Annotated in this window: 12 protein-coding genes; 6 read left to right on the top strand and 6 right to left on the bottom strand. The window is 34.7% G+C overall.

Features of this window, described 5'->3' with window-relative positions; all coding sequences use genetic code 11:
* Positions 1-38: 38 nt before the first annotated feature.
* From RBH94_RS10705 to RBH94_RS10720, 4 genes are all read right to left on the bottom strand, one after another.
* A complete protein-coding gene (locus RBH94_RS10705) occupies positions 39-1,865 on the bottom strand; it encodes an ABC transporter ATP-binding protein (RefSeq protein ID WP_307880890.1) in 1,827 nt (608 codons plus the stop codon).
* Positions 1,866-2,042: 177 nt separating this feature from the next.
* The gene (locus RBH94_RS10710; protein ID WP_307880891.1) at positions 2,043-3,773 is read right to left on the bottom strand and encodes a phospho-sugar mutase; all 1,731 of its coding nucleotides are present in this window, start codon (positions 3,771-3,773) and stop codon (positions 2,043-2,045) included.
* Between the two features lie 177 nt (positions 3,774-3,950).
* Positions 3,951-4,901 (bottom strand): glycosyltransferase family 2 protein, encoded by a 951-nt coding sequence (locus tag RBH94_RS10715; protein ID WP_307880892.1) that lies wholly within the window; start codon positions 4,899-4,901, stop codon positions 3,951-3,953.
* A gap of 41 nt (positions 4,902-4,942) precedes the next feature.
* Positions 4,943-5,473, bottom strand: a complete 531-nt coding sequence (locus RBH94_RS10720) for a DUF4199 domain-containing protein (protein WP_307880893.1) — start codon at positions 5,471-5,473, stop codon at positions 4,943-4,945.
* A 156-nt stretch (positions 5,474-5,629) separates the two neighbouring features.
* On the opposite strand from RBH94_RS10720, the gene RBH94_RS10725 reads away from it, so the two are divergent.
* The 3 genes from RBH94_RS10725 to RBH94_RS10735 all read left to right on the top strand — a co-directional run bounded on the left by RBH94_RS10725 (position 5,630) and on the right by RBH94_RS10735 (position 8,165).
* Positions 5,630-5,881 (top strand): type B 50S ribosomal protein L31, encoded by a 252-nt coding sequence (locus tag RBH94_RS10725; RefSeq protein WP_188224387.1) that lies wholly within the window; start codon positions 5,630-5,632, stop codon positions 5,879-5,881.
* Positions 5,882-6,009: 128 nt separating this feature from the next.
* A complete protein-coding gene (locus RBH94_RS10730; RefSeq protein ID WP_307880894.1) occupies positions 6,010-7,185 on the top strand; it encodes a GlmU family protein in 1,176 nt (391 codons plus the stop codon).
* Between the two features lie 65 nt (positions 7,186-7,250).
* Complete coding sequence (locus tag RBH94_RS10735) at positions 7,251-8,165, top strand: hypothetical protein (RefSeq protein ID WP_307880895.1); 915 nt, start codon at positions 7,251-7,253, stop codon at positions 8,163-8,165.
* A gap of 30 nt (positions 8,166-8,195) precedes the next feature.
* On the opposite strand, the gene RBH94_RS10740 is transcribed toward RBH94_RS10735, so the two are convergent.
* A complete protein-coding gene (locus RBH94_RS10740) occupies positions 8,196-9,764 on the bottom strand; it encodes an ABC transporter substrate-binding protein (RefSeq protein ID WP_307883159.1) in 1,569 nt (522 codons plus the stop codon).
* Positions 9,765-10,074: 310 nt separating this feature from the next.
* Between RBH94_RS10740 and mtaB the strand changes: the two genes are divergently transcribed.
* Together mtaB and RBH94_RS10750 are read left to right on the top strand one after the other, a co-directional pair.
* Positions 10,075-11,406, top strand: a complete 1,332-nt coding sequence (gene mtaB, locus RBH94_RS10745; protein WP_307880896.1) for a tRNA (N(6)-L-threonylcarbamoyladenosine(37)-C(2))-methylthiotransferase MtaB — start codon at positions 10,075-10,077, stop codon at positions 11,404-11,406.
* 95 nt (positions 11,407-11,501) lie between these two features.
* Positions 11,502-12,008 (top strand): hypothetical protein, encoded by a 507-nt coding sequence (locus tag RBH94_RS10750; RefSeq protein WP_307880897.1) that lies wholly within the window; start codon positions 11,502-11,504, stop codon positions 12,006-12,008.
* A gap of 74 nt (positions 12,009-12,082) precedes the next feature.
* Here RBH94_RS10750 and RBH94_RS10755 read toward each other — a convergent pair whose 3' ends face one another.
* Positions 12,083-12,379 carry an N-acetyltransferase gene (locus tag RBH94_RS10755; protein ID WP_188224382.1) on the bottom strand — a complete coding sequence of 99 codons (297 nt, stop codon included), beginning with the start codon at positions 12,377-12,379 and terminating at the stop codon, positions 12,083-12,085.
* 180 nt (positions 12,380-12,559) lie between these two features.
* Between RBH94_RS10755 and RBH94_RS10760 the strand changes: the two genes are divergently transcribed.
* Complete coding sequence (locus tag RBH94_RS10760) at positions 12,560-13,225, top strand: alpha/beta hydrolase (protein WP_307880898.1); 666 nt, start codon at positions 12,560-12,562, stop codon at positions 13,223-13,225.
* Positions 13,226-13,257: the final 32 nt, after the last annotated feature.

Genomic DNA, 13,257 nt, shown 5'->3' on the forward strand with positions numbered 1-13,257 from the left:
CTCTATCCTTTTTTGTTAATATTATCAAAGATGTATCTTTATTCAAAACTTTGCATTTCGACAAGTTTATGATAAACACCTTGTTTTGCTATCAGCTGGGCATGTTTGCCTTTTTCTACAATTTCACCTTTACTCATAACAACAATATTATCTGCATTTTGAATGGTAGATAGGCGGTGCGCAATAACAATAGACGTTTTATTTTTCATCATGTTGTTTAAAGCGACTTGCACCAAGCGCTCACTCTCGGTATCTAAAGCAGAGGTTGCTTCGTCTAGTACCATAATTGGAGGGCTCTTTAGCACAGCACGAGCGATACTTAGTCGTTGTTTTTGCCCGCCAGATAATTTATTACCCGAATCACCAATATTAGTATCAATATCTTCAGGTAATTCTTTAACAAATTCCCAGGCATTGGCCACTTTTAAAGCATCGATAATCTCTTCATCTGAAGCATTGTCTTTACCTAACTTAAGATTGTTTTTAATGCTGTCATTAAACAGAATGGCATCTTGAGTAACAATTCCTAATTGGTTGCGTAGTGAATATGTTGTCAGCTCACGAATATCAACGCCGTCAATTAAAATGCGCCCTTCGTTTACATCATAAAAGCGAGTAACCAAGTTAGCAATAGTAGATTTTCCACTTCCAGACTGTCCAACTAAAGCAACCGTTTCACCTTTAGGAATGGTTAACGAAAAGTTTTTAAGCACGTAATCTTTATCGTATTTAAAAGACACGTTTTCGAAAACAATTTCCGCATCAAAACCTGTTTTTACTGTTGCGTTTTCTTTGTCTTTTAATGGGTTTGGCGCATCAATGATTTCCTGAATACGCTCGGCAGCAGCATCTCCTTGTTTAATGTTGTATAAACCACGAGAAATGGCTTTGGCCGGAACCATAATATTGTAAGCTAAACCAATATAAGCAATGAAAGAACTTCCGTCTAGAGAACCGTCAACAAGTACTAATTGCCCTCCGTACCATAAAAGGACAGAAATAACAAGGATTCCTAAAAATTCACTTGTTGGTGACGCTAAATTTTGACGATTTAAAAGTTTGTTTGAAAAGTTGAAAAATCGGTTTGTTGAATTTTGGAATCTATTGTTAAACTTGTCTTCTGCGTTAAACCCTTTAATGATACGTAAACCAGTTAAGGTTTCTTCTAAGGTTGACAGAAGAACGCCTTGTTCTTTTTGAACGCGGTCTGATTTTCGCTTCAAACTTCTACCAATACGAGAGATAATTAAACCTGATAACGGAATGAAAACGAAAACAAAAAGTGTTAGTTTAGCACTAATGATTAACATCATTGTTATTGTGAAAATAATCATTAATGGCTCTCTGAAAATTAGTTCTAACGCTGGCAGCATAGAATATTGTAAGGTCGCAACGTCCTGTGTTACACGAGCCATAATATCACCTTTACGCTGCTCTGAAAAGTAAGATAAAGGTAGCTCTACCGTTTTTTCATACACTTTGTTTCTTAAGTCGCGAACCACGCCATTTCTTAAAAACACCATGAAGTAATTGGCTAAATACCCAAAGATGTTTTTAAGTAAGAATAAAATAATGATAAGACCAACAACAAGCAATAATGCTTTTTGAGGGGCGCTTTCTGCATATTGATTAACCTGATATGCCAAATAGTCTTTGTAAAAGTCTTTAAGGTGACCGATGCCTTCGTATACAGGGGCTTCTGTTATTTTTTTAGAATTCTTCTCGAATAGAATATCTAACATAGGAATTAGTGCTACGAAAGATAAAGCTCCGAAAAGGGCATAAAATATATTAGAAATAATGTGACCAATAGCATAGCTTTTATAAGGCTTTGCATATTGTAAAATGTTGAAAAATTGCTTCATTTAAAAAGGTCTGTTAAAAAAACATGCTTTTATGAAAAACATAAAAGCATGTATATTTTACAAAGATATAGCTATTTAAATTAAATATATCTGTTTAACATTTTTTTGACTCGATAATCTAAATTTATATGCTCCTAGGCTTGTTTCGATAATTATTTAATTCTTCAGTATTGAAAATTAAATAAGTTTCATGTCTTTTAAAATGGTTTCGGCTTTCGTATCTAAATCTGCTTCAACACTTTTGAAATCTTCAGCAGAATTCAATTTAGCATTGACGCTTACATAGAATTTAATTTTCGGCTCAGTTCCACTTGGTCTTAATGCTATTTGACTACCATCTTCGGTGTAATAAATTAAAACGTTCGATTTTGGTACATCAATAGCTGTTTCTTTTCCAGTTAATAAGTGTTTCGCAACAGATGTGTCGTAATCTTCTAACTTCACCACTTTTGATCCGTTTATTTTTTTCAGCGGATTTTCACGGGCATCAATCATCATCTGTGTGATTTCCTGTGCGCCTTCAATCCCTTTTTTAGTAAGTGATACTAATTTTTCTTTATAGCACCCGTGCTCAACGTAAAGTTTAATTAATTCGTTGTAAAATGAACTTCCTTCAGATTTTGAAATAGCTGCGATTTCACAAGCTAAAAGGGTTGAGGTTACAGCGTCTTTATCACGCACAAAGTCACCAACCATAAAACCAAAACTTTCTTCACCACCACCAATAAAATCTAATTGCGGATAATCTTTAATTAATTTGGCAATCCATTTAAAACCGGTTAAAACAATTTTACTTTCTACATTGTAAGCTTCAGCGAGTTTGTTTAGCATTGGCGTCGATACAATGGTTGAAGCAATAAATTCCTTACCGTTAATTTTTCCTTCAGATTTCCATTGTTTTAATAGGAAATCGGTCATCATTAGCATGGTTTGATTTCCATTAAGTAATTGTAGTTCGCCATCACTGTTTCTAACAGCAACCCCTAAACGATCACAATCCGGATCGGTTCCTATAACAATATCAGCATTTACTTTTTCGGCTAATTCCAAAGCCATTTTTAAAGCCGCAGGTTCTTCAGGGTTTGGTGAAGCTACCGTTGGGAAATCACCGTTTGGTACTTCTTGTTCTTTAACAATATGTACGTTTTTGTATCCGGCACGTTTTAAGGTTTCAGGAACAGCAGTAATTGATGTTCCGTGTAACGAGGTGAATACAATAGTTAAGTCGTCTTTAGCGGCCTGTGTAGCTCCAACACAACCATTTTTTACTGAAGCTTCAATAAAAGCATTATCAATATCTTCGCTTATATAGTTGATTAAAGTATCATTTGCTTCGAATTTAATATCGGAATAATCAATGTCGTTAATCATAGCAATGACCTCACCGTCTTGTGGTGGTACTAACTGTCCGCCATCTTGCCAATACACTTTGTATCCGTTGTATTCCGGTGGGTTGTGTGAGGCTGTTAACACGATTCCGCAGTGGCAGTTTAAATGCTTAACTGCAAATGATAATTCCGGAGTAGGGCGTAAGTCTTCAAATAGGTAAACTTCAATACCATTAGCAGAGAACACATCTGCTACCACCTTTGCTAAGGTTTTACTGTTGTGACGACAATCGTAAGCAATTACGGCTTTCGGTGTTTCGTCTGGAAATGATTTGTGTAAATAGTCGCTTAAACCTTGCGTGCTTTTGCCAAGGGTGTATTTGTTAATACGATTCGTACCAATGCCCATTACACCACGCATACCTCCAGTACCAAATTCTAAATCTTTGTAAAAACTCTCCTGAATATCTTTAGGATTGTGAGCAATACTGTTTTTAATAAAATCTTGTGTTTCTTCGTCAAAAGTTGGGGTTAACCAGGTGTTAATTCGGTCTAAAATTTTTGGTTCGATGTGTATCATAATGTGTTTTAAAAATATATTTTCAAAAAAGAAATTATTGCACTTAGTTTAGTTTAATGGTTTCACTTTTTGAAGTGTATGAAACTGTCTTAAAGTTATTAAAAAAAAATAAAAGAATCCTTTGTAAGTCTCAATTTTTAAGACATTTGAAGGATTCTCAATAATTAATTTATTTCGTTAAAAATTTGAAGTCTCGTCTTTGATTAAATAGCGTTTTTTATCCTGTTTCGATCGTAAAATCATTTCGCCTAAGAATCCTGCAACAAAAAATTGGGTGCCTATAATCATAGTCGATAAGGCTAAAAAGAATTCCGGGCGTTCAGTAATCAATCTTCCAGACGGATTAAAGAATAATTTATCGATGCCTAAATAAAATGAAAATGCAAAGCCCAAAATAAACATAAGAACGCCTAAAGCACCAAATAAATGCATGGGGCGTTTTCCGAAGTGCGAGATAAACCAGATGGTAATTAAATCGAGAAAACCATTAATAAAACGGTTCATTCCGAATTTTGTTTCACCATATTTTCTAGCCTGATGCTGTACCACTTTTTCGCCTATTTTGGTGAAACCTGCATTTTTTGCAAGCACAGGTATGTAACGATGCATTTCGCCATTAACATCAATGTTTTTTACCACGTCGAGCTTATAGGCTTTAAGACCACAGTTAAAGTCGTTAAGTTTTACGCCAGAAGTTTTACGCGCTGCCCAGTTAAATAGTTTGGATGGTAAATTTTTAGCAATAACAGAATCGTAGCGTTTCTTTTTCCAACCAGAAACCAAATCGAAACGATCTTTCGTGATCATGCTGTATAGCTCAGGTATTTCATCAGGGTTATCTTGTAAATCGGCATCCATAGTAATGACGACATCGCCTTGAGCTTTTTCAAAACCCGCATGTAAGGCCTGCGATTTGCCAAAGTTTTTAGAAAAACGAATACCTTTTACACTGTCGTTTTGTTTTGCTAATTCTTGTATGACTTGCCAGGAATCATCGGTACTGCCATCGTCTATAAATACGATTTCGTATGAAAAACGATTGGATTGCATAACGTTTGCAATCCAATCATGTAATTCTGTTAAAGATTCTTGTTCGTTAAGTAGTGGTATGACTACTGATATATTCATTTAAATGTTTTCAGATAATTATAAAATCAAAAATACTTAAATTATTCATTGGCTGGCTTACTTTTTTTCATAGCTGCGGCTACGATAAGTCCTATAATACTAAAAAGTACCAGATAGCCAGCGAGCCCTTTAAATATATTTCCTAATGAATATTGATTTTGAGATTCCATTTGTTCCACGGTTTCGGCAAGAGCATCAGCTGGTGTATTGAAGCCTTTCATCATTTCAACGGTGCGCTCTATGGTTTTTTCTTTTAAAACTTCAGCCGCACCCGTATCTATAAAATTAAATAATAAATAAGACACTAAAGTACTAATCGCTAAGCCAATTAATACCGTTAGAAAAAATGCTGTGAAAGCTTCTTTAAACGATGCATAGCTGTCTTGTGTTTGCTTAACTTTAACTACAGATATAATGCCGAAAACAATAATGGCGATTAAAATAAAAATACCAACCCACATATTAATTAATAGGTCTAGGTTTACAGCATAAGCAACAACTGTGATTCCAGCTAATAAGGCGCCAAGAAAAAGCCCCCAGTTAGTAGCTATAGATTTTAAAGATTTTTCCATATTTTTGCGTTTATAAGGTAAGTTGAATGATTAGTTGTCAAAGATAGAAAATCGTTACAACTTAATTCTAAATAAAAAATAATAAAAAGTATTGGTAGTTTGTAAAAAATGCTTATTTTTGCACTTCCAAAATTGAACAGAATAAAAGCTTTAGCGATGAAAAAAGGTATACATCCAGAAAATTATAGAATAGTAGCATTTAAAGATATGTCTAACGATGATGTATTTTTAACAAAGTCTACAGCAAACACTAACGAAACTATTGAGGTTGATGGTGTTGAGTATCCACTTGTAAAGATGGAGATTTCAAGAACATCGCACCCATACTACACTGGTAAATCTAAATTAGTAGATACTGCTGGTCGTATCGATAAATTCAAAAACAAATACGCTAAGTTTAAAAAATAAGCTTAGAAAAATATATATAAGAAGCCTTCATTATTTTATAGTGAAGGCTTTTTTGTTTTCGGCAATTAAGCTATTTTTGGGTTGCCAAAACACAGGTGGTTTTGGTTTAATTAATACTTCGTAACATAATGAACTACATCCTTTTTGATGGTCCGTCCAGAAATAATTTACTCCCATTTACTTTTACACGTCCGGTTGCCGATATAAGAATTGGAATTTTAACCATACGTGAAAAATGGGAAACCTTTTTAGATTCTACCACTACTACTGTAACAGAAGACTATTTATCTGATAAATACCCGATGGTGGAGATGGATGAAAATATCATGATTAATGCTTCGTTTTTGCCAAATTTTGAACTGGTTGAACTGGTAAAAGATTTACAGGAAAATCAGGCTGTTTTTAAAGATGAAGATGTTATCGCATTTCATACAAAGGATACGCAGGATGATATAAACTTTGATAATTATGAAGCCTTAGAGTTTGAAGGCGACTTAATTAAAGTTGAAAACACCTGGGATATATTTTCAAAAAATGGTGAAGCGCTACAGGAGGATTTTAATCTGGTAACTAAAGGAAGGCATTCACAGCCTATTCCGTCTAGTTGCAACGTGATTGCTGCTGAGAATATTTTTATAGAAGAAGGCGCAAAGTTGGAGTTTGTAACTTTAAATGCCAGTAACGGACCTATCTACATTAGTAAAGATGCAGAAATCATGGAAGGATCTTTGGTTCGCGGACCGTTCTCGTTAGGAGAATCTTCTACAGTAAAGATGGGAGCTAAAATTTACGGACCAACTACCGTTGGACCGAGTAGCACCGTTGGAGGAGAGATTAAAAACTCAGTTATTTTTGGCTATTCTAATAAAGGACATGAAGGGTATTTAGGGAATTCTGTGTTAGGTGAATGGTGTAATCTGGGAGCAGATACTAATAACTCGAACTTAAAAAATAATTATGCCGAAGTAAGACTTTGGAATTACGAAACCGAAGGTTTTGCTAAAACAGGATTACAATTTTGTGGTTTAATGATGGGCGATCACAGTAAGTGCGGTATCAATACCATGTTTAATACCGGAACGGTTGTAGGTGTAAGCGCAAATATTTTTGGTAGTGGTTTTCCAAGAAATTTTGTGCCTAGTTACAGTTGGGGTGGAAGTTCAGGATTTACAACTTACGCAACCAGAAAAGCGTTTGAAGTGATGGAGGTAGTCATGTCTAGACGTAATTTGCCGTTAACCGAACAGGATAAAGCTATTTTTGAACATATTTTCGAAGAGACTACAAAATACAGACGTCAATAGTCTTAAATAAAATTAGCTAAGGTGTTTTAATTCAATTTGTTATATTTGAGAGAAATACCTTAGTTATGTTTCGTATATGTTTTGGCTTTTTATTTAGTATAGCCTCATTTTCGTTTGCTCAAACAGATATATTTACCGTAACAAATGTTGATATCAATTCAGAATATCCTCATTTCGGGTTAATGTATTCATCAGCTAATGAAATAATCTTTTCTTCCTTTTTACTTAACGATAAAGGAAGGGTCCAAAAATCACAAGGGCGTGAGATTCTTACCGTATTTAAAGGAACAGTGTCTTCTTCAGGAGGTATTGATGTTTATGCTCCGATACAAATAGATTCGTCTTATAAGTTAGATTATATAACAAGTGCCTCTATTTCACCTGATGGAAAGTATCTTTATGTAACAACACAGTACATTTCTAAGGATATGTCTAAAGGCAACTTTAAGCAGGATAACTTTCATATTAAAAGAGGTGTTTTTAAAGCAGGTGTTGGTTGGACGGATTTTGTTGTACTTCCGTTTTGTAACCCTAAGTATTCTTATGCTCATCCCGCTTTAAGTCCAGATGGGAAAGTGTTGTATTTTACATCAAATATTAGAGGAGGCAAAGAAACTACTCGCGGAGGATCTGATATTTTTACAGTTGAAGTTTTAGATGATGGCTCTTATGGTGAACCAAAGAATTTAGGAAGCATGGTGAATTCATACAGTAAAGAGATGTTTCCTTTTGTCGATTTGGAAGGTACCTTGTACTTAGCGTCTAACCACCCAAATGGTTATGGGGGCTATGATATTTATCGTTGTAGGTTAGGCGCCGATGGAAATTTTGAACGTGCCGAAAAATTGCCAAAACCTATAAACAGCAGATCAGATGACTTGTCTTTTGTTATAAATCTAGTAACAAATTCAGGATATGTGTCTTCCAAGCGTGAAGGAGGCAAAGGTGATGATGATATTTATTACTTCAAACCAATTTAATATATATCGCATAAAGTAGTTATAATTGATTTATCTGATCTTTTTTACTTCTTTTAAGTCTAATAAATTGGTTGGGTTGATGCCTAAATTTTCGACCTCCTTTCTGGTAAATCTAACAACTTCATCGTAAAACATAACTACAACAGGGGCTTTTTGCATTACCAAACTATCCATTTTGGTGTAAAGCAACTTTCGATTTTCAGTGTTTGTTTCCGTAAAGGCTTGTTCGTACAAAGCATCAAAAGTGTCGCTTTTAAAGTGTGTGTAATTTGGACCGTTAGGCGCAAAGTTTTTGCTGTAATATAAAGAAAGGTAGTTTTCTGCATCGGGGTAATCGGCTACCCAGCTAGCTCTAAACATATTTAATTTGCCATTGGCCTTGGCATCTTTTAACGTAGCGGCAGGAATCACATCCACGTTAACCTGTAACCCTGTTTTTTGAATTTCACGCTGAATATATTCACAAAAGCTTAAATAGTTACTGGTTGTAGTAATGGTGATTTCTGGATTTTCTATACCGGTTTCAGATTTAAATTTTGAAACTAGCGCTTTAGCCTTTTCAGGTTGGTAGGTAAATCCAACGCTTTCATCATAACCCGGTAATCCTTTTGGAATGAATCCGCCATTAGCAGGAATACCAATACCATTGCGAAGGTAAATCATCATTTTATTTCGGTCGAAACCAAAATTTACAGCTTTTCTAATGTATTCTGATTGTATTTCAGAAACTTCGGCATCCATATAAAAGGCTAAATATTCAGTGTTTAAATAAGGGCCCCGAATCATATTAACATCGGATTTGTATATATCTCGTAGCTTACCATCGGCTGTTAGAATTTCATCTTTATACGAGGCATCGAGTCCGGACACAAAATCGATATTACCTTGTGTAAACTGCAAAAATTCACTTTGTTTATCAGGTAAAAAGGTAATAGCAACAGCTTCGAGATAGGGGAGTTGATTGCCGTTTAAGTCTTTCTCAAAGTAGTTTTCATTTTTTCTGAAGATCAATTTTATATTTTCTTCCCAGCGTTTGAATTTAAAAGGTCCTGTGCCAATAGGGTTTGATCGGAAGTCGCTACCATAAAGTTCTACAATTTCCTCAGGTACCACACTGCAGTATTTCATAGTAAGTAATCCTAGAAAGGCGGGAAAAGGCTGTTTTAATGTAATCTGAAAAAGGGTGTCGTTAATAGCTTTGAAGTTATCGACTTTATTTAAAACCCAGCTGCCAGGTGAGGCCACTTGTTTGTTTAATAATCGGTTTAGGCTATATTCAAAATCTTTGGCGACGACGGTTCGTGTGGAATCCTTTCCGAAGTGGTTATGCTTGTGAAATTTCACGTCGTTACGGAGAGTAAAATTATAGGTCAACGCATCTTCAGAAATAGTCCAGTGTTTCGCAATGCAAGGAAGGACCTGCATATCATCATCCATTTGCACCAGGCCGTTAAAAAGTTGGTTCGTTGCCCAGATATCAGCAATGTCTTTTGAAAAAGCAGGGTCTAAGGAGCCTATGTTTTTATGTTCGTTGTATTTAAAAACCAGATAATCTCTATTGTTTTTCTGATTAGAATTACAGGAAACACATAAAATAATTGCTGTGAAACAATTTAAAAAAGGTAAAAGACGAGCTTGTTTTTTTATCACATTGGTAGTATTAGGTGTTTCAAAAATAGCAGTTTTGAGTGCTATATCTAAATTATTTTTAAGGTTTAATCTTTGTTTTTAGTGACTTTTTAAGAAAAGGTGTGTCTTAATTAGTGGTTAAGCAAATTTGCTATTATTGGCAAATCCTATTTTCAAGTCTCTCACTGTGGGCTTATAATTTATGTTATGTCCTGAAATTCGGAGCGTTTCGACTAGAAACGCTCTTTTTTTCTTATCTTTGCACGTTTTTAAAAAGGTTATGGATTCAAGAAAGAAGGTAGCATTTTATACATTAGGCTGTAAACTTAATTTTTCGGAAACTTCAACAATTGCAAGAAGTTTTTCTGAAGAAGGGTTTGATCGTGTGGATTTTTCTGAAAATGCAGATATATATGTGATTAACACCTGCTCGGTAACTGAAAATGCCGATAAGCGTTTTAAGAGTATTGTAAAGCAGGCTCAAAAAGTTAATCCGGATGCTTTTGTTGCTGCCGTTGGATGTTATGCCCAATTAAAGCCTCAGGAACTTGCTGATGTAGATGGGGTAGATTTAGTGTTAGGAGCCACTGAAAAATTTAAAATCACCGACTATCTTAACGACTTAACTAAAAACGATTTAGGTGAAGTGCATTCTTGCGAGATTGAAGATGCCGATTTTTATGTAGGAAGTTATTCTATTGGAGATAGAACGCGTGCCTTTTTAAAAGTTCAGGATGGTTGCGATTACAAGTGTACCTATTGTACCATTCCTTTAGCACGTGGTATTTCCAGAAGTGATACTATGGATAATGTGCTTAAAAATGCCAGAGAAATTTCAGCTCAAAACATAAAAGAAATTGTATTAACCGGTGTGAATATTGGTGATTATGGTAAGGGAGAGTTCGGGAATAAAAAACACGAGCACACCTTTTTAGATTTAGTTACTGAATTGGATAAAGTAAAGGGTATTGAGCGTTTACGTATTTCTTCCATAGAACCTAACCTGTTAAAAAATGAAACTATAGATCTGGTTTCAAAATCCAGAGCATTTGTGCCGCATTTTCATGTGCCATTACAAAGTGGAAGTAATGCTATATTGAAAAAGATGAAACGTCGTTACATGCGTGAGTTATACGTAGATCGCGTTTCAAAAATTAAAGAAGTTATGCCGCATGCTTGTATTGGAGTGGATGTTATAGTAGGTTTCCCCGGAGAGACCGATGACCATTTCTTAGAGACGTATAACTTTTTAAATGAGCTGGATATTTCTTACCTGCATGTCTTTACGTATTCAGAACGTGATAATACTGAAGCAGCTGAAATGGATGGTGTTGTACCTAAAAATGTTCGCTCTAAACGCAGTAAGATGTTAAGAGGGTTATCGGTTAAAAAGCGCCGTGCCTTTTACGAAAGCCAGATAGGGACAACGAGAACGGTCTTGTTTGAAGGTGAAAATAAAGAAGGTTATATTCATGGGTTTACTGAAAACTATGTAAAAGTTAAAGCGCCATGGAATCCGGAATTGGTAAACACGCTTCATGACGTAAAATTGACTAAAATTGATACCGATGGTATGGTAAGGTTCGATTTTATTAATGAATTGGCGGTTTAACCTATAGTTAATCGATAAAAAGAGGCATCTCAACAGTTTTTTTCTCTAGTTTGGACGGTTACCACATATTTTAGCAAGGTAATGTCCCAAATTATATGAAATTATTGATTCCAATACTATTTATATTCCTAACATTATTTACAGGCTGTAGTACAGAGGCTGTGGATGTTGAAGAAAATCCTCTTGAAGGGGGATGGAAATTAACAACCTGGACGGTTGGTATTCCGGTAGATTTAAATAATGATGCTGTTTTTAGTACAAATCTTATTGAAGAGATACCTTGTGAAGCAATGGAAATGTTAACATTTTCTGTTGATGGAACTGTAGCTTCTAATTTAACCTTTAATCCGAATGTTATGATTAGTAAAAATGAAGCTTTGGGGGTGTATGTTTATCAGGTAGAGTGTGAAACGGAAGGTTCTATTGGTTTCGCTGCGTCTTATGCGCATAAAGGATCTAGCGTCTTTATCAATGATAGGGAAGCGATAATTAATGGAAATACGCTAACTATGGTTTATAAAAATGCTCAGAAAGTGCATAATATGGCTAAAACTGATGTCTTGGAAACAAAGGATATTACCTTGGTTTATACCAAGCAATAAACCAAAGAAAAGAATATAAAGAAAAATCCAAAACGTAATGTTTTGGATTTTTTTATGTTTTTAAATTTTCTAAATTAAATTCTAACACCAACCGGTAACATACGTTTGTATTTTCGGTTGCTTCTCACAAACTTAGCGATTTCAGGACTTGTAGGAACAACGCTTAAATTGCGCTCTGAAATTGATTTAAACACGGCTTCTAAAAATTCTTTCCTGAATTCATCATCTTTTATTTCTTCAGGTATTACAAGCTTGGTTAAAAAAATCTTTCGTTCTTGAAGTGAGTACTCAATCTTAGCTAAGTGGCTATCAATTTTCAGTTCGAACTGACGTAAAAAATCATTGTCTATTAATTCTGCAGCATCAATCATGATTTGTTTTTATTTCTTAGGAATCTTTTAAATAGTGGGAGCTATTTATATAACTTTGCTTTGCAAGTTACGAAAAATTATCCTTAATGTAAAGTAAATGTTATCATAATGCCTTATGTTATAAAGCTTTACTTGTTGTGATTGTTGAATGTATTTTAAACGATAAACAATAACCAGAATATGGCTGTAGAAACGATACATATATACTTGATGCCGGGCATGGCGGCAAGTCCTAAAATTTTTGAATATATAAGGTTACCTGAACCGGAGTTTAAACTTTATTTTTTAGAGTGGATGATACCAGAGAAACAAGAATCGATTAGTGATTATGCCTTGCGTATGTGCAAGCACATCGACTTTGAAAATGTGGTATTAGTTGGGGTGTCTTTTGGAGGGGTATTGGTGCAGGAAATGAGTAAGCATATTTCTGTTAGAAAATTAATAATTGTATCAAGTGTAAAGCAGCAAAGTGAATTACCTAAGCAAATGCTAATCGCCAAAACAACTATGGCTTATAAGTTGGTTCCAACGCAATTGGCAAGTAAAATTGATGTGGTTGCAAAATATGCCTTTGGTAATAACGTGACAAAACGATTAGAGTTGTATAAAAAATACTTGTCCGTTAATGATAGTAACTATTTAAGTTGGGCTATTGAGCGAATGGTGTGCTGGAATCAGCAAGTAGCTCCGGAAGGTTTGGTGCATATTCATGGTGATAACGACTCGGTATTTCCAATTAAAAACATTAATAACTGTATAATTATAAAGGGAGGAACTCATATTATGATTATCAATAAATACAAATGGTTCAATGAAAATTTACCTAAGATTATTTTAGAAGAATAAGCAATTTTGTTACCTTTAGAGAAAAACTTTTT

Origin of the sequence: Aestuariibaculum sp. YM273 (genome assembly GCF_030908365.1) — a bacterium.
GTDB classification, from domain to species: Bacteria; Bacteroidota; Bacteroidia; order Flavobacteriales; family Flavobacteriaceae; genus Aestuariibaculum; species Aestuariibaculum marinum.